Genomic DNA, 15,813 nt, shown 5'->3' on the forward strand with positions numbered 1-15,813 from the left:
TTTTTCATCATTATTATTTAATCAATTTTAAATTGACTTGTGAGCTCTTTTAGTTCCTCTGCCATGTTAGAAAGTGTCACTGAAGAAGATGATATTTCTTCCATAGATGCCAGTTGCTCTTCAGCAGAAGCCGCAATGTCCTGAATGTTTGCCGCACTTTCTCTAGAGACTTGACGCATCTCCTGCATAGCTTGTGCAACTAGCTTCGAACCGCTCGATAGATCAATGGCTGTATCGTTTAATTGCGTCAGTTTTTTCGACATTCCTTCTGCCGCCTCATAAATGTTCTGGAAGCTTTCTTTTGCTTCTTCTGTCATACCAAGTCCTGCATGTACTTCTCGATTGACCGTTTTGAACATATCTTGAGATTTAGCAATTTCTAACACAATTTCTTGAATGAGCTTTTCTATTTCTTTCGCTGAGTCTGCCGATTGGACAGCTAATTTTCTCACTTCTTCTGCCACGACAGAGAAGCCGCGTCCTGATTCGCCTGCTCTTGCTGCTTCGATGGCTGCATTTAACGCAAGAAGATTCGTTTGATCTGCAATGCCGTTAATGACATTTAAAATGCTCGTAATATCTTTAGACTTATATTCTAATTGCTTCATGACTTGTTCTGCTTCTTGTACAGATGTATCAATATGTTTCATTTGGCTCGCTGTGCTTTCAACTATTCGGCCGCCTTGACCAGCTGCCTCTGTCGATTGAAGTGAGACAGTAGCCACTTCTGATGACGTTTGTGACATGCCTTGTAATCCTTCATTCATTGCCACAAGCTGATTCGTACTAGATTCGACTTTCTCGTTTTGTGCTTCATTTCCATTTGAAAATTGTTCAATCGACATCGTGATATGCTCAGTTGCTTGACTTGTTTGGCTGGCACTTGCCGTCAGCTCCTCGGAAGCGGAAGCCACATTGTCGACAGATTGCTGTACCGCTCGAATGACGTCACGAAGGGATTCACTCATTTTGCTAAAGCTTCTTGTGAGATCTCCAATTTCATCCTTCGATTTGGTTTCAAGGGTTTCGGTTAAATCACCATCACTCACCTTTTCTGAGAAATCAACAAGCTTTCGAAGTCCAATTGTGATGGAGCGAACGATAAAGAAGATCGCAATACCGCCAAGGATAAAGGAAGAAATTAAAAGAATAATGGCAGAATTCCAAACTGGCTGTGCTGCTTCTTCTGTTTCTGATACAAACATCGTTCCAGCAATTTTCCAACCTGTTAAATCATTAGTCACAAAAACGAGACGCTTTTGTTCTCCTTTATTCTCATAAGTTGATGTTCCTTCTTTTCCGCTGTAAAGGATAGATGAAATATTTTCAGTAACCTTAGATCCTGATTTTTCTTCTAGATGGGCCACAATTTGCTTGTTTTTATTCGCAATAATTGGGTATCCTTCTCGTCCAATTTTAATCTCTTTTATTTTATCGACAATGTCTTGTACATCAATGTCGATTCCGATCACTCCCGCCCCGTCCTTAAGGCGCTGGGCAATCGTGACAACCATGCCGTTTGTTGTGGCAGAAATGTATGGATTGGTGACAACTGGATTACCACTATCATCCTGCATAGCTAGTTGATACCAATCGCGCGTTGTTGGATCATAGCCTTTTGGCATATCTACTTTAGGAAACTGAATGAAGTCACGCTTTTTACTTGCTGCATAAAACCCAACCACATCATCTTCATTGATTTTGCTGTATATCTCAAAATGCTCATACAGCTTGTCCTGATTGTTCTTTTTAAAGTCTGCAGCAGTAGCTGTTTCAGTAAAGAGTTTTACTGCGTTTTCCTTATTCATCAGCTTTTGCTGGATCATGTCATTCAGTTCATTGACTCTTGCTTTTGCTCCGTACATGATTTCATGATCTAATTCTTCTTTGGCAATCTGATATGAAATCGTACTGAGTGTAATAATTGGCAAGACAAGGACGAGAGTGAATGAAATAATCAGTCTTTTAGAAATCGATGGTTTTTTCAACCATTTTATTGCATTTTTCATGTTTTTCCTCCTTTTAAACGATATGTTATATATCGGACAGCTTCATATTATTTTCATGTTTTTCAAATAAAAAGGATGCTTTTTTGTTTATTTACACAAATTGATTCCTTGCCCAAGCACCCTGCATACGCTAATACAAAAGGGGGCGCTTTTCATATGATTATCCTTTCAGGACAGCCAGTGACAAATGAGCAGCTGGCTTCATTTCAGCTAGAGGGACAAAAGCGGATCATTTTGATGCAGTTACAAGCCTCAAATGATACGTTCCGCTACAGGCAAGCATCTGATTTGTTATTTGAGGTTACATTGAGATCGAACATTATGAATGCTGCAAGAGATTTGCATAAAAGTGGTGCCTCATTTGCCATCTTTCAAAGGTCTCGTGCAAATGACGCCTTTTGGCGCGTATCTGAAGCAGGAGCACTAGAGCTGCGCTATCAAGTCGAACCATCTAGAGGCATTAAAGACATTTTTGAAAATGGCTCACAATATGCATTTGAATGTGCCACCGCCATTGTCATCGTGTTTTATATGGGCGTCTTGCAAACGGTAGGGGACGAGAAGTTTAACCGAAGGCTTCGCAGTCTAACTCTGTATGACTGGCATTATGATACATTGTCGATTTATACAGAGCGCGGGAATGACTTTATCTATGGGGATTGCTTATATTTCGAGAATCCAGAATTTAGCTATCAGCAGTCACAGTGGCGCGGGGAAAATGTGATTTACTTAGGAGAAGATCAATATTACGGACATGGACTTGGGATTTTAACAGCGGCAGAAATTATCGACAAATTGAATAAGAGAAGGCGGCCAGGTGCTGTTCAATCTGCTTATCTATTGCCGCAGACCACCCGGATGGATGTGATTTATCTCAGGCAAATGTTCGGCAGCTAAAAAAAGCCTCTTGTCTAGTGGTTATGACAAGGGGCTTTTGTATGCCTTGCGCTTTCGATAATCTTGCAGCGTGCCAAGCATCGTGTTCGCAAGGATCTCCATTTTTTCTAAGTCTTTACTTGTGACCGGCGGATCATGCCGGCTCCATTTTACATAACGAACAAAATAGTAATGACGAATGGGCGTAAGGACGGCAGGAGAGTGCGGAAATTCATCAAACCAGAATTCAATTTGGCCTTTTTTTCGGTATGAATGTTTTAAGATGTCCACCCTTTCACACCACCCAACATGATTTTATATGTGCGTCAGTTCATGCATGATCTCCTCAACGGTTAAAATCGAGTGAATACGGCCAACGCCCTGTCCCGCCCAAAGAGCCATTTGATCAGGGTTTCCCGCCGCTGCTGCTGCTTTTCGCATCGGTGTCGTCCATACATGCTGAACCGGATAAGGAAGAACCCTATCTTCATTCTGTCTTTCTTCCTCCATCCACTGATTCACAATACCTCTTGCTCTTTTTCCAGAAAAAAGCTTCGTGATCTTTGTTTCACTGCTTGCTGCCTGTAAAATCGCCTTTTTGTATATGTCTGCCGCAGCACTTTCCTGACTGGCTAAAAATCGTGTGCCGATTTGCACCGCATCCGCTCCAAGTGCTAGAGCGGCTTCCACACCTGCTCGATCTGTAATCCCGCCTGCGGCGATCAATGGCACATGACAGAGCGGCTTGACGTCAGAGATCAGGCTAAAAAGTCCCATCAGGGCATCTCCTTTTGCAGGTAAAAAGGTACCTCGGTGACCCCCTGCTTCACTTCCTTGCAGAACAATGGCATCCATCCCTTTTTCCTCTAAAAGCAGTGCTTCCTCTTTTGTTGTGGCGGTTCCAATTAAAAAGATCCCCTTTTGTTTAAAGCGATGTATCGTTTGTTCGTTTGGACAAGCGAAGGTAAAGGAAACGACCGGTACGTCCTCATCCAAAAGAATGTTGATTTTCTGTTCAAAATCATTCCACAATTCCTCTTCGCTCGGCAGTCTATCGGCTACTGGTCGTGCTGGCAGTCTCTTCTCCCAAAATGCCACATCCTCTTTTTTGACTTCAGGAATTGGCTCTGGTACAAATACATTGACCTGAAACAGGCGAGTTGTCAGTTGTTTGACCTGTCTGATCTGCTGCCTCAAATGGTTAGGTTGCACATATCCACTTGCCAAACTGCCAAGTCCTCCGCATTGCGAAACAGCGGCTGCCAGCTGAGGTGTCACGGCACCTCCTGCCATTGGCGCTTGAATAATCCCATATTTGATTTGCAGTAATTTCGTGATATCCCCCATTTATTTCCCCCATCTCTTACTCGTTTGATGATACCTGTATATAAAAATGGCGATGTCTCGGCCCGTCAAACTCACAGAAATAAATTCCCTGCCATGTGCCAAGGACAGGATCACCATGATTAATGAGAATATGCTGCGTAGCACCCATAAAGCTCGCTTTCATATGTGCGGCTGTATTTCCTTCCATATGGCGGTCCTTCGGATGTTCCCACGGAAAGACTTCGTCAAGCCGGCGGAGCATATCTCGTTTCACATCTGGGTCCGCATTTTCATTAATGGTCATCCCTGCTGTCGTATGAGGACAGTAGACGATGACGGTTCCGTTTTGAATACCTGTTTCCTTGATATATTGATGGACCTCGTTCGTCACGTCGATCATCTCATCGCGTCTATTTGTTTGTACATTGATTTTTTTCATATGAGCGGCTCCTTTTTGTCATTTCTATCAAACCATACCCTTTTTATATGAAGTCAATCACTGTTTATCGGTAGAAGGCATTATCTCACCTAAAGTTTACCAAGTAAAAAAACCTCGTCAAGTGTTACGAGGTTTTTAGGAAAAGTGGACCTTTTTGATGTCAATGGTCCGAATATGATGGTCTTCTGCATCTATGATGGTAAATTCACAGCCTTCTGCTTCAATCGTATCTCCAATCTCAATATCAAATTTATGTGTCATCATCCAGCCAGCAATTGTATCAACATCATCATTCTCAATGGCTAAATCCAATAAATCATTTACTTCATCAATCAAGGCTTTCCCATCCATTACATAGTGGAAGTCACCTTTTTTGACGATATGAGGTGTTTCATCCTGATCATATTCATCTCGAATTTCGCCCACGATTTCCTCTAATATGTCCTCTACTGTGACAAGTCCGGCTGTTCCTCCATATTCGTCTACGAGCACAGACATATGAATTCGCTCCTTTTGCATCAAAATGAGCAATTCTTGAACAGGCGTACTTTCAATCACCCGAATCACTGGACGCATTAAGTCTTCAATCGTCACATCTTGATTTAAAAAGCTCGCCTTAAACACATCTTTGCTATTGATGACACCAATCACATGATCTTTGTCTTCTTTAATGACGGGGTAGCGTGTGTATCTTTCGTTCAGCATATAATGTGTCACGTCTTCAAGCGTCTGTTCAATCTCTATGGCTGAAATTTCTGTACGAGGAATCATGATCTCTCTCGCCACTCGGTTATCAAATTCAAAAATTTTATTCACATATTTGTACTCAGACTGGTTAATCTCACCCTTTTCATAGCTTTCAGATAAAATGAGACGCAATTCTTCCTCACTGATCGCCACTTCATGTTCTTTGACAGAATGAAAACCGAATAATTTCACAATGCCTCGCGCAGATCCATTTAATGCTTTAATAAACGGGTACATGACTTTATAGAAAAAGATGAGTGGCTTTGCTGTCACAAGGCTGACCGCCTCTGCCTTTTGAATGGCAATCGTTTTAGGCGCCAGTTCTCCCACAACGACATGTAAAAACGTAATGATCACAAATGCGATGATAAACGATAGGATGTCGGTTAATGCGGAATGAAGCCCCAACTCCTCAAACAGTGGATGCAGAAAATGCTCCACCGTCGGCTCGCCCAGCCACCCTAAGCCTAAAGCGGTAATGGTAATACCGAGTTGACAGGCGGATAAATATTCATCGAGATTTGATATGAGCTTTTGTACGTGAATGGCTCTCTTATCACCGCTTTCAATCAGCTGATTGATTTTAGAGCCTCTAATTTTCACAATCGCAAATTCAGTGACAACAAAAAACGCTGTCGCAGCAATGAGTAATATGACTAAAAATACGTTTAAAATATACAAAAAAACCCTTACCTAACAACGGTAAGGGCTCACCTCCTCTGGCATCAATTAATCATTACGGCCATTTAGGAAGATCATTACAAAACGGAGCAATTCAAACAAGGAGACAAGGGCTGCTGCGACGTACGTAAGAGCGGCAGCATTTAACACCTTGTTCACGCCTCTTTCTTCACTGCTTCTAATGATTCCTTCTGAAACAATGATATCTTTCGCACGAGAACTTGCATTAAACTCGACAGGCAATGTCACAAGCTGAAAGAACACAGCCGCTGAGAACAAAATGATCCCAAGCCCGATTAAGTTAAGGCTGCCAAGTAAGATTCCACCAAGGAAAAGAAGCGGGGCAACGCCAGATGCAAAGTTCACGACAGGAAAAATCTTATGTCTCAAGACAAGCGCACCATAGGATTCCTGATGCTGCAAGGCATGTCCAACCTCGTGTGATGCGACTGAAATGGCCGAAATGGAATGGCCGTAGTACACAGGTTCAGATAAGCGAACCACACGCTGCGTCGGGTCGTAATGATCAGTCAAAGTTCCTCTTACCGGTTCAACAGGCACGTCGTATAACCCGTTGCGATCTAAAATATGTCGAGCGGTTTCAGCACCTGTTTTCATACTGGATGCTTCAACCTTTGAATACTTTTCAAAATTATTCTTTACTTTAAATTGTGCCCAAAATGATAATCCCAATGCGGCAAAAGTTAAAAAATAAAAAAACAGCATGCTCATCAGCTTCCTTTTTATTTTATATATTTATTTACAATTTTAATGACTTTTATGTAACGTGTACAGAAAAAAGCACTAGGTCTTTTTAAGGGGGATCACCACGCCAATGAAAAAGAAGAACACACCTAAGCATGCTGTATAAAAGGTCACCGTTCCGTATAGGTTTTGAAAAAAGTGCAGCCATGAAAAATCATTCATAAAATGATTGACAGCATTTAAATCAAACACAAGTAAGATCATAGCTGATGATAAAAAGTGAGCGCCGATAAAAAGAAGTACGGTCTTTTGAACGAACGACATTCGCATTCCCTCCTTCTTCTCTCTTATTTTAAGATATGGGATCTACATGACGATGATGAAAAAATGTTTCCTTAATCGGGCATACTGATATTAGCAGTTTCCTGAAAGGAAGAGTCCGATGAAATCAAACCGTATCTTTATCGCCTGGCTAAGGTGGCCTCTCTATCTTCGAATTGCCATCATCATCTGTTTCTTGCTTCTTTTTTTTGGACAATTAATCGTCTTGCTTGAACCGAAGCAGTATCATACGATCTTTGATGGGATCTGGTGGGCTCTCATTACAGTCGCGACGGTCGGCTATGGTGATTTTGTGCCGCAAACCATTCCCGGACAAATCGCAGGTATGGCGCTGATTCTGATCGGGGCAAGCTTTGTCACGGCTTATTTTGCCACACTCGCTGCCGCTGTGTTCAGCAAGCAGCACCATTATGTAGAAGGGAAGGTCGCGTTTAAAGGAAAAGGACATCTCATTATCGTCGGTTGGAATGAAAAAACGAACAAACTGCTTCAATCGTTTCAAACGATTGATCCAGCTATGCCGATTGTGCTAATTGATGATTCCTTGAAGGAAGGGCCGCTTCTAGAGAATGTTCATTTTATTAAAGGGCATGGCACCGAAGATGGCACACTTCGCAAAGCCAATATTTCAGGTGCAGATGCACTGATGATTACCGCAGATCAGCACGAGAATGAAGTGACAGCTGATATGCAGAGTGTTTTAACATTACTTGCAGCAAAAGGATTAAACCCTTCACTCTACTGTTTAATTGAAATTTTAACAGATCGTTACGTGAAAAATGCCGAGCGGGCTGGCGCCAATCAAGTCATTCATACCTCTGATGCAGTCAATCATTTAATGGTCGAGCATTTTCTTTTAAAGGAACAGTTCAAAGCGTTAAAGAAAAAACGTCATATGACCTTGCATAAACAGATCACCATCATACCGGTTCCAGCTTCGTTAGCCGGAGAAACATTCTTAACAGCGCTCCATCATTTTTTAGAGCATCATGTGATCATTGTCGGTGTACAAAAAAAAGAAGGACCCATGATGAATCCTCCCTTTGATTATGAGCTTCATCCTGAGGATGAACTGATCAGCCTTTAAAGCAGTGCGTCTTCTAATTCCTTGACGAGCGAAAAGCCAATCTCAGTATAAGCTTTTGATACATCTCCATCTTTCTCTTTTGGTTCTTGGAATTGGTTAAAGGATGCTCCCACATTTCCAACCATCGCATGATCATCTAACTTATCTTGATAGACATGCTTTAAGAGAAATGGATCTCCCAGTTTCACCACAACGCCTGGCTGATCCAACTGGCCCTTTTCGGCTGTAAAAGGAACTCTGAGAAAGGTATAGCCATCACGATTATCAATTTTATAATCAAAGTATCCGTGATCGTAATCCCAGTTACCATTAATGACATAGCCGAGCGGCTTCATCGTCTCTTCTAAATGGTAAAGTGAAAAGCTTTCACCAGTCAGCCTGGATGGTACATGAATCATACGAAACCCTCCTTTTTGTCTAATAGGTTTCGTTAAAGAGAGGAATTCATACATCTATCTCTCGTGATTTGTACATTGTTTGAAAAAGTGGCATCAAATAAGCTTTGATTGGATGATTGATTCGTCTCGTTCGCACTGCCGGACCCTGATGTTTCCTTCGTAGCACTCATAGGACAAATGCGTCCGACATTGCCAAAGTTGACGATTGCCTGGCCTGAAATATCGTGAATGTAAATATGATTCGTTCTCATGTTTCACCCTCCTCTACTCATTATTCTATGTACAGAGCGTAAGGAGGCTTGCACAGGAACCGTGCGAAAATAAAAAAGGCACACCCTTCAAAGGTGTGCTTAGCGTGTAGACAAACCCTCGCATTCGTTGTCAGGTCTGCGCGCTTGGTGCTCACGAATGTTAAATTCGCTCCGCGCCAGTGCTCGCCCTTCCTAGACTTCAAAGGTTTTCTATCACGCTGAAAGGTGTGCTTTTCATTCTTACGATTGATTCAGGCGGCTTTCAAGCTCGGCTTTTTTCTCTTCGAAGCCTGGTTTTCCTAATAAAGCAAACATATTCACTTTATAAGCTTCTACGCCAGGTTGGTCAAATGGATTGACGCCTAGTAGATATCCAGACATCGCGCATGCTTTCTCAAAGAAGTAAACGAGATATCCGAATGTATAAGCATCCATCTCAGGAATTGTGACGATCAAATTCGGTACTTTTCCATCTGTATGAGCAAGCATCGTTCCTTCAAATGCTTTTTTATTAACGAAATCAACCGTTTTTCCTGCTAGATAGTTCAAGCCATCAAGGTCTTGTTCTTCTGCTTCGATGACAAGCTCATGACGAGGCTTGTCTACATTAACGATTGTTTCAAACAAGTCTCTTCTTCCTTCTTGAACATATTGACCAAGTGAATGAAGATCTGTTGAGAAGTTCGCAGATGAAGGGTAGATTCCTTTTTCATCTTTCCCTTCACTTTCACCGAATAATTGTTTCCACCATTCTGCAAAGTATTGCAATCCTGGCTCATAGTTAATCAGCATTTCAATCGTTCTGCCTTTATTGTAAAGGACATTACGGACGACAGCATATTGGTATGCCGCATTCTCAGAAAGCTCAGATGAAGCGAAGTCTTCGCTTGCTTTTGCCGCACCTTCCATCATCTGATCAATGTCTGCACCGCTCACAGCGATTGGCAATAGACCCACTGCTGTTAAGACTGAATAACGTCCACCTACATCATCAGGGATGATAAATGATTCGTAGCCTTCTTCTGTTGCTAATGTTTTCAATGCACCGCGTGCCTTGTCCGTTGTTGCATAAATACGTTTTTTTGCTTCTTCGGCACCGTATTTTTCAATGAGGAGCTTTTTAAAGATGCGGAACGCAATCGCTGGCTCTGTTGTTGTACCAGATTTTGAAATGACGTTAATAGAGAAATCTGCATCTTCCAATAGATCCATTACATCAGTTAAATAAGAAGAACTGATGTTGTTTCCAATAAAGATGATTTGCGGCGTCTTGCGTTTGCCTTTTGGCAGCGTGTTATAGAAAGAGTGGTTCAAAAATTCAATCGCCGCACGTGCGCCGAGATATGAACCGCCGATTCCGACAACAAGTAAGACATCAGAGTCTGACTTAATTTTATCTGCACTTTTTTTAATGCGGGCAAATTCTTCGCGATCATATTGCTTCGGCAAGTCAACCCAGCCTAAATAATCACTGCCTGTACCCGTTTGTTCATGAATATTATGATGGGCCACCTTCACAAAATCTTTTAAATATGTAAGCTCATGCTCTTGAAAGAAAGGTAACGCTTTTGAGTAGTCAAATTGAATATGTGTCATCGCTTGTAAGCCCTCCATTACGTTAGTTCTATCCCTTTCACTTTAGCGGAACTAGCTATTGAAATCAAGTGATCGTCACTCCGATAGCAAAAAGCCGTTTCTCATAGAGAGAAACGGCACGAAGGATTATAAAGAAGCTTTCAAAATAGAAAGAATGTCATCACGACCAAGTTTCATAAAGTTACCAAAACCACCGTATTCCATTTCTTTCGCCGCAATGTCGGCAATTTTGTCCAGCTGATCTTCACCAATGTCATAATCCGCTAGACGGCTTGGTGCACCGAGGCTTGTCCAGAATGCTGACAGTTTGTCGATACCTTCTAATGCGATATCACGATCAGATTTTCCTTCTGTCTCGATGTCAAACATGTTCAGCATGAGATTTTTAAAGCGCTCCACATTGTGATCGAGTGTATGACGCATCCAATTTGGGAAGAGGATCGCAAGTCCGCCTGCATGCGGAATGTCATAGACAGCCGATACTGCATGCTCAATCGTATGGGACGCCCAGTCGCCAAAGTAACCCATTTGCAGCGTGCCATTTAAAGCGATCGTTCCTGCGTAAAGGATCGTTTCACGGTGCTCATAGTTTTGTAAGTCTTCAAGCAGTTTTGGTGCTGTCTCGATGACTGTTTGAAGAACAGCAAAACACATTCGATCCTGTAAAGGCGTGTTTTTGACATTATGGAAGTATTGCTCGAAGACGTGGCTCATCATATCGACCATGCCGTACACCGTCTGGTTTTCTGGCACTGAATAAGTATGCTCAGGGTCTAAAATTGAAAAAGCAGGATGAGTGACTGAACTGCCCCACACATATTTTTCATTTGTTTCCCAGTTTGTGATGACAGAGTCTGGATTCATTTCTGAACCAGTTGCCGCAAGTGTGAGCACTGTGCCAAACGGCAATGCTTTTTGAGCGGTTGTTTTCTTTGAGATAATGTCCCACACATCTCCGTCATATTCCGCTCCGGCTGCAATCGCTTTTGTACAGTCGATCACACTGCCGCCGCCAACAGCTAATAAGAAATCAATTTTTTCATTTTGGCAGATGTCGATTCCTTTTTTCACTGTGGTGAGGCGCGGGTTTGGTTCAACACCTGACAGCTCAAATACGTCAGCTTCTGCTTCATTTAACGCGCTGATCACATTATCATAAAGACCATTTTTCTTAATGCTGCCTCCACCATATACAAGTAACACTCGTTTTCCATAACGAGCGAGTTCGCTTTTTAGCCCGTCTAGTTGTCCTTTTCCAAACATTAATTTCGTTGGATTATAGTAAATAAAATTTTCCATCTGTTGATACATCTCCTTACAGCGTATATATCCAAAAACATGAAAGACTACTTTAACATATGTACACGTCGAACTCAAAAAAAGATAACTGCTCGAAAGCAATTATCTTTTCATTGTTTGATTATAAAGAAGCATTCAAAATAGCTAGAACATCTTCTTTGTTTAGCTTTTTAAATTGACCAAATTCACCGCGTGCCATTGCACGATCTGCGATTAAATCAATTTTCTCATCGTTGATATCATAGTCCGCTAAACGGTTCGGTGCGCCAAGACTTGTCCAGAAAGCTGACAATTTGTCGATTCCTTCTAAGCCTACTTCTTCGTCTGTTTTGCCCGCAGGGTCCACATCGAATACGCGTACCGCTAATTGTTTAAAGCGGCCTGGGTTTTCCTGAATGACATGCTTCATCCAGTTCGGGAACAAGATCGCAAGTCCGCCTGCATGAGGGATATCATAGACAGCAGATACCGCATGCTCGATGTTGTGAGATGCCCAGTCACCGCGTGCTCCCATTGACAGCATACCATTGAGCGCAATGGTACCAGTGAATAAGATCGTTTCACGCAGCTCATAGTTCTCAAGATCGTTGATCAGCTTCGGAGCTGTTTCAATGACCGTACGAAGAAGCCCTTCACACATACGGTCTTGGTAAGGTGTATTTTCCGTGTGATGGAAATATTGTTCGAACACGTGAGACATCATATCAACCATGCCATAAATCGTATGGTTTTTTGGCACAGTGAACGTGTTCACTGGATCAAGAATAGAGAATTTAGGGAAAACTGCTGGACTTCCCCAGCCATATTTCTCATTTGTTTCCCAGTTTGTGATCACTGATCCAGAGTTCATTTCAGAGCCTGTTGCAGCAAGGGTTAACACCGTACCGAACGGAATTGCTTCCATTGGGACATGCTTACGCGTCACGATATCCCAAGCATCTCCATCGTACTTGGCTCCGGCTGCGATCGCTTTCGTTGCATCAATAACACTGCCGCCGCCAACTGCCAAAATAAAGTCAACGTTGTTCTCTTTGCAAAGCTCAACCCCTTTTCTTACCGTTGTTAAGCGCGGGTTTGGCTCAACACCAGCAAGTTCAGTGATTGCAGCTCCTGATTCTTTTAGGATGCTGACAACTTGGTCATAAAGGCCGTTTCGTTTAATACTGCCTCCACCATATACAAGTAATACGTTTTTTCCGTAGTGTTTGAGTTCATCTGAAAGGGCTGAAACTTCTCCCTTTCCAAATATTAATTTCGTTGGGTTCCAATAAGTAAATCGATCCATTTGATCTCCTCCTCGCGCTACATTATGCGCCTCAATCATTCCAAAAGTAAAGTAATTTGCTTTAATCCATTTTCTTACGCATAGTTTGGCTAAAAATCTGCAAAATATAAATGTATTGATGCTGTAGCGAAAGGAGGAATCACGATGAGTGCTATTCAGCGTATTGCCCTCGTGCTCACGATTATCGGTGCTATTAACTGGGGACTAATCGGCTTTTTTCAATTTGACTTAGTAGCAGCGATCTTTGGCGGACAAGGCTCTGCATTATCACGTATTATTTATGGTCTTGTTGGAATTGCAGGTCTTGTTAACCTTGGTCTATTGTTCAAGCCAAGCGAAGAAGCTGTTCGCCGTGACGAGCCGAATCCAGAGGTTCGCTAAACAAAAAGACATAAAAAAGGCCGCCTATACGAGGCAGCCAAAGGCACCGTTTGAAGCGGTGCTTTTTTTATTTCTTGATTAAGTCTTTACGGTTAGACTGCTCAATCCACTCTTCAAGTTTATCTTTAAGCGTATTGAAACCTTGTGGTGTAGCAGCTTCTTCTTTCACTTGCTGTGGTCTTTGTTTCTTTGGTTTGCTTTCTTTTCTTTCAGGTGCTTCTTGTGTAGCACGGATAGAAAGGCTGATTTTACCAGCTTTTTCATCAACAGAAAGAACTTTCACTTGAACTTCGTCACCAATTGAAAGATGCTCGTTGATGTCTTTTACGAAACCATGTGTTACTTCAGAAATATGCACAAGTCCTTGAGTTTCTTCATCTAATGCAACAAACGCACCATACGCTTGTAATCCTGTTACTTTACCAGTGTAAACACTGCCTACTTCAAACTTTGTCGCCATGATAACAACTCCTAAATAAATGTTTTAATATTCGTTTATACGCAATTAAAAACTATATCATAGAACGGTCTTTTACGCAAAATATTTTTTAATTGGGTTTAGATCAGTTCAAAAGGGGGAATACCTGAAAACAAGAATGCTTTCTAGTATTCCCCCCTAATTTGAGAGGCATGAGTCCTAATGGATTGATGCCTTTTTTTATTTGATGATGGCAGGTGCTTCTTCTTTCACTTGTCGTTCCTGCAAAAAGCGCTGGATTCTTGAAAGTGATTCCTGAAGATGGTCAAGAGACGAAGCATATGAACAACGAATATGACCTTCACCACTCGGTCCGAAGACATTACCAGGGACTACGGCTACTTTTTCACTTAGGAGCAGCTCCTCAGCAAATTGTTCTGACGTCATGCCCGTCGTTTTAATGGACGGGAAAGCGTAAAATGCGCCGTTTGGCTGGTGACATGTGAGCCCCAGTTCATTCAAAGAGCCGACAAACAAATTTCGCCGCCTTCTGTAGCTTTTCTTCATTTTCTCTACATCTTCAAGCCCGTTTTTCAAGGCTTCTTCTGCTGCATATTGTGCCATAGAGGGCGCGCACATCATAGAATATTGGTGTATTTTCAGCATGGCATCGCGCAGTACAGGTGGTGCTGCCACATATCCTAAGCGCCAGCCAGTCATAGCAAACCCTTTTGAAAAGCCTGAAATGAGGATCGTTCTTTCCTTCATATCTTGAATTGCCGCAACGCTTGTAAAAGCTTCATCGTACGTCAGCTCTGCGTAAATCTCATCTGTGATAATGAGAAGGTCATGCTCTTTTGCAAATTGAGCAATATCTTCAAGCTCTTCCTTTGAATAAACAGAGCCAGTTGGATTTGATGGTGAGCAAAGCAGGATCGCTTTTGTCTTAGGCGTCAGCTTCGTGCGAAGATCCGTAGAGTCTGCTTTGAAATCTTTTTCAGCCGATGTACTTAAATAAACAGGTACTCCGCCCGCAAGTGTCGTAAGGGCCCCATATGCTACGAAACAAGGCTCTGGAATGATCACTTCATCCCCGCTGTTTAAAATCGCACGAAAGGCCAAATCAAGTGCCTGGCTTCCGCCAACTGTGATAATCAGTTCTTCTTCAGGACTGTAGTCAATGTGAAACCGCTTATATAAATAGTTGCTCAATTCTTTTCGCAAAGATAATAACCCTGCATTCGCCGTATAAGAGGTAAGCCCTTGTTCTAATGACATAATACTTGCTTCTCTGACATTCCAAGCTGTCACGAAATCTGGCTCGCCGACACCAAGGGAAATGACCCCTTCCATTGTGGCTGCCAAATCAAAGAATTTCCGAATACCTGACGGCTGAATGCTTTGTACCGTTTCAGATAAATAAGACTTTTTCATTTAAGGTGACACCACGATTCTTTTGTCATCGTCTCCTGTTTCAAACACTTTCCCATCATGTTTATATCTCTTCAAAATAAAGTGGGTAGTTGTTGAAACAACGGAATCAAGTGTCGATAATTTTTCAGACACGAAGCGGGCAATATCAGACATAGATCTTCCGCGGATCACAACAGATAGATCGTAAACACCTGACATGAGATAGACAGACTCCACTTCCTGAAAGCGATAAATACGTTCAGCAATTTCATCAAATCCGACGCCTCTTTTTGGTGTCACTTTGACATCAATCATGGCTGTGACGCCTTCGTGACCATCTACTTTACGCCAGTCAATCATGGTTGAGTAATCAATAATGACTTTTTGATCTTCAAGTTTTTGAATAATTGCTTCTGCTTCTTCTGTTGTCACGCCTGCCATTTTTGCAATTGTATTTAAATCGGCACGGCTGTTTTCATCTAAAATCTCTAATATTTCAGTTTCTTTTTCTGTTAGTTTCATTTGATTTCACACCTCAGATTGTAAAAAGCTAGTTTTAA

At 42.0% G+C, this 15,813-nt stretch carries 18 protein-coding genes; 3 read left to right on the forward strand and 15 right to left on the reverse strand.

The window, feature by feature from the left end; genetic code table 11:
* Nucleotides 1-17: 17 nt before the first annotated feature.
* Nucleotides 18-2,009: a methyl-accepting chemotaxis protein gene (locus tag MKZ05_RS14310; RefSeq protein ID WP_339160419.1), complete on the reverse strand. Its 1,992-nt coding sequence runs from the start codon at nucleotides 2,007-2,009 to the stop codon at nucleotides 18-20.
* A gap of 156 nt (nucleotides 2,010-2,165) precedes the next feature.
* Between MKZ05_RS14310 and MKZ05_RS14315 the strand changes: the two genes are divergently transcribed.
* Nucleotides 2,166-2,906, forward strand: a complete 741-nt coding sequence (locus MKZ05_RS14315) for a protein-glutamine gamma-glutamyltransferase (RefSeq protein WP_044140789.1) — start codon at nucleotides 2,166-2,168, stop codon at nucleotides 2,904-2,906.
* Between the two features lie 21 nt (nucleotides 2,907-2,927).
* Here the strand turns inward: MKZ05_RS14315 and MKZ05_RS14320 are convergent, their stop codons facing one another.
* The 6 genes from MKZ05_RS14320 to MKZ05_RS14345 form a co-directional block, all read right to left on the reverse strand.
* A complete protein-coding gene (locus MKZ05_RS14320; RefSeq protein WP_095117870.1) occupies nucleotides 2,928-3,176 on the reverse strand; it encodes a hypothetical protein in 249 nt (82 codons plus the stop codon).
* Between the two features lie 24 nt (nucleotides 3,177-3,200).
* Nucleotides 3,201-4,232: a nitronate monooxygenase gene (locus MKZ05_RS14325; protein WP_339160423.1), complete on the reverse strand. Its 1,032-nt coding sequence runs from the start codon at nucleotides 4,230-4,232 to the stop codon at nucleotides 3,201-3,203.
* A 16-nt stretch (nucleotides 4,233-4,248) separates the two neighbouring features.
* A complete protein-coding gene (locus tag MKZ05_RS14330; protein ID WP_212045479.1) occupies nucleotides 4,249-4,650 on the reverse strand; it encodes a secondary thiamine-phosphate synthase enzyme YjbQ in 402 nt (133 codons plus the stop codon).
* Between the two features lie 135 nt (nucleotides 4,651-4,785).
* The gene (locus MKZ05_RS14335; RefSeq protein WP_044140793.1) at nucleotides 4,786-6,078 is read right to left on the reverse strand and encodes a hemolysin family protein; all 1,293 of its coding nucleotides are present in this window, start codon (nucleotides 6,076-6,078) and stop codon (nucleotides 4,786-4,788) included.
* 48 nt (nucleotides 6,079-6,126) lie between these two features.
* Nucleotides 6,127-6,801 carry a zinc metallopeptidase gene (locus tag MKZ05_RS14340; protein WP_041816317.1) on the reverse strand — a complete coding sequence of 225 codons (675 nt, stop codon included), beginning with the start codon at nucleotides 6,799-6,801 and terminating at the stop codon, nucleotides 6,127-6,129.
* A gap of 81 nt (nucleotides 6,802-6,882) precedes the next feature.
* Nucleotides 6,883-7,107 carry a hypothetical protein gene (locus MKZ05_RS14345; RefSeq protein ID WP_003213467.1) on the reverse strand — a complete coding sequence of 75 codons (225 nt, stop codon included), beginning with the start codon at nucleotides 7,105-7,107 and terminating at the stop codon, nucleotides 6,883-6,885.
* A 118-nt stretch (nucleotides 7,108-7,225) separates the two neighbouring features.
* On the opposite strand from MKZ05_RS14345, the gene MKZ05_RS14350 reads away from it, so the two are divergent.
* A complete protein-coding gene (locus tag MKZ05_RS14350; RefSeq protein WP_050944029.1) occupies nucleotides 7,226-8,212 on the forward strand; it encodes a potassium channel family protein in 987 nt (328 codons plus the stop codon).
* On the opposite strand, the gene MKZ05_RS14355 is transcribed toward MKZ05_RS14350, so the two are convergent.
* The 5 genes from MKZ05_RS14355 to MKZ05_RS14375 all read right to left on the reverse strand — a co-directional run bounded on the left by MKZ05_RS14355 (nucleotide 8,209) and on the right by MKZ05_RS14375 (nucleotide 13,041).
* Entirely contained in the window at nucleotides 8,209-8,610 is a 402-nt protein-coding gene (locus MKZ05_RS14355; RefSeq protein WP_003212880.1) for a YugN-like family protein, read from the reverse strand. The two genes, MKZ05_RS14350 and MKZ05_RS14355, sit on opposite strands and share 4 nt — an antisense overlap.
* Nucleotides 8,611-8,642: 32 nt before the next feature.
* Nucleotides 8,643-8,861 (reverse strand): spore germination protein, encoded by a 219-nt coding sequence (locus tag MKZ05_RS14360; protein WP_003213169.1) that lies wholly within the window; start codon nucleotides 8,859-8,861, stop codon nucleotides 8,643-8,645.
* Between the two features lie 240 nt (nucleotides 8,862-9,101).
* A complete protein-coding gene (locus MKZ05_RS14365) occupies nucleotides 9,102-10,457 on the reverse strand; it encodes a glucose-6-phosphate isomerase (RefSeq protein WP_106029250.1) in 1,356 nt (451 codons plus the stop codon).
* A 126-nt stretch (nucleotides 10,458-10,583) separates the two neighbouring features.
* Nucleotides 10,584-11,756, reverse strand: a complete 1,173-nt coding sequence (locus tag MKZ05_RS14370; protein WP_044140797.1) for an iron-containing alcohol dehydrogenase — start codon at nucleotides 11,754-11,756, stop codon at nucleotides 10,584-10,586.
* Between the two features lie 121 nt (nucleotides 11,757-11,877).
* Nucleotides 11,878-13,041, reverse strand: a complete 1,164-nt coding sequence (locus MKZ05_RS14375) for an iron-containing alcohol dehydrogenase (protein WP_106067619.1) — start codon at nucleotides 13,039-13,041, stop codon at nucleotides 11,878-11,880.
* 144 nt (nucleotides 13,042-13,185) lie between these two features.
* Between MKZ05_RS14375 and MKZ05_RS14380 the strand changes: the two genes are divergently transcribed.
* Nucleotides 13,186-13,422, forward strand: a complete 237-nt coding sequence (locus tag MKZ05_RS14380; RefSeq protein WP_003212952.1) for a DUF378 domain-containing protein — start codon at nucleotides 13,186-13,188, stop codon at nucleotides 13,420-13,422.
* 67 nt (nucleotides 13,423-13,489) lie between these two features.
* Here the strand turns inward: MKZ05_RS14380 and yugI are convergent, their stop codons facing one another.
* The 3 genes from yugI to MKZ05_RS14395 all read right to left on the reverse strand — a co-directional run bounded on the left by yugI (nucleotide 13,490) and on the right by MKZ05_RS14395 (nucleotide 15,775).
* The gene (gene yugI / locus MKZ05_RS14385; protein ID WP_003213420.1) at nucleotides 13,490-13,882 is read right to left on the reverse strand and encodes a S1 domain-containing post-transcriptional regulator GSP13; all 393 of its coding nucleotides are present in this window, start codon (nucleotides 13,880-13,882) and stop codon (nucleotides 13,490-13,492) included.
* 198 nt (nucleotides 13,883-14,080) lie between these two features.
* Nucleotides 14,081-15,274: an aminotransferase gene (locus MKZ05_RS14390; RefSeq protein WP_003213272.1), complete on the reverse strand. Its 1,194-nt coding sequence runs from the start codon at nucleotides 15,272-15,274 to the stop codon at nucleotides 14,081-14,083.
* A complete protein-coding gene (locus tag MKZ05_RS14395) occupies nucleotides 15,275-15,775 on the reverse strand; it encodes an Lrp/AsnC family transcriptional regulator (RefSeq protein WP_003213765.1) in 501 nt (166 codons plus the stop codon).
* Between the last annotated feature and the right edge of the window lie 38 nt (nucleotides 15,776-15,813).

The organism is Bacillus sp. FSL M8-0277, assembly GCF_037975305.1.
GTDB classification, from domain to species: domain Bacteria; phylum Bacillota; class Bacilli; order Bacillales; family Bacillaceae; genus Bacillus; species Bacillus pumilus.

What these genes read in the sequence shown, in the direction of transcription:
- MKZ05_RS14390 (WP_003213272.1), bottom strand. Translation starts at nt 15,274, where the DNA reads ATGAAAAAGTCTTATTTATCTGAAACGGTACAAAGCATTCAGCCGTCA.
- MKZ05_RS14360 (WP_003213169.1), bottom strand. Translation starts at nt 8,861, where the DNA reads ATGAGAACGAATCATATTTACATTCACGATATTTCAGGCCAGGCAATC.
- MKZ05_RS14395 (WP_003213765.1), bottom strand. Translation starts at nt 15,775, where the DNA reads ATGAAACTAACAGAAAAAGAAACTGAAATATTAGAGATTTTAGATGAA.
- MKZ05_RS14365 (WP_106029250.1), bottom strand. Translation starts at nt 10,457, where the DNA reads ATGACACATATTCAATTTGACTACTCAAAAGCGTTACCTTTCTTTCAA.
- MKZ05_RS14330 (WP_212045479.1), bottom strand. Translation starts at nt 4,650, where the DNA reads ATGAAAAAAATCAATGTACAAACAAATAGACGCGATGAGATGATCGAC.
- MKZ05_RS14375 (WP_106067619.1), bottom strand. Translation starts at nt 13,041, where the DNA reads ATGGATCGATTTACTTATTGGAACCCAACGAAATTAATATTTGGAAAG.
- MKZ05_RS14355 (WP_003212880.1), bottom strand. Translation starts at nt 8,610, where the DNA reads ATGATTCATGTACCATCCAGGCTGACTGGTGAAAGCTTTTCACTTTAC.
- MKZ05_RS14345 (WP_003213467.1), bottom strand. Translation starts at nt 7,107, where the DNA reads ATGTCGTTCGTTCAAAAGACCGTACTTCTTTTTATCGGCGCTCACTTT.
- MKZ05_RS14325 (WP_339160423.1), bottom strand. Translation starts at nt 4,232, where the DNA reads ATGGGGGATATCACGAAATTACTGCAAATCAAATATGGGATTATTCAA.
- MKZ05_RS14380 (WP_003212952.1), top strand. Translation starts at nt 13,186, where the DNA reads ATGAGTGCTATTCAGCGTATTGCCCTCGTGCTCACGATTATCGGTGCT.
- MKZ05_RS14310 (WP_339160419.1), bottom strand. Translation starts at nt 2,009, where the DNA reads ATGAAAAATGCAATAAAATGGTTGAAAAAACCATCGATTTCTAAAAGA.
- yugI (WP_003213420.1), bottom strand. Translation starts at nt 13,882, where the DNA reads ATGGCGACAAAGTTTGAAGTAGGCAGTGTTTACACTGGTAAAGTAACA.
- MKZ05_RS14315 (WP_044140789.1), top strand. Translation starts at nt 2,166, where the DNA reads ATGATTATCCTTTCAGGACAGCCAGTGACAAATGAGCAGCTGGCTTCA.
- MKZ05_RS14370 (WP_044140797.1), bottom strand. Translation starts at nt 11,756, where the DNA reads ATGGAAAATTTTATTTACTATAATCCAACGAAATTAATGTTTGGAAAA.
- MKZ05_RS14350 (WP_050944029.1), top strand. Translation starts at nt 7,226, where the DNA reads ATGAAATCAAACCGTATCTTTATCGCCTGGCTAAGGTGGCCTCTCTAT.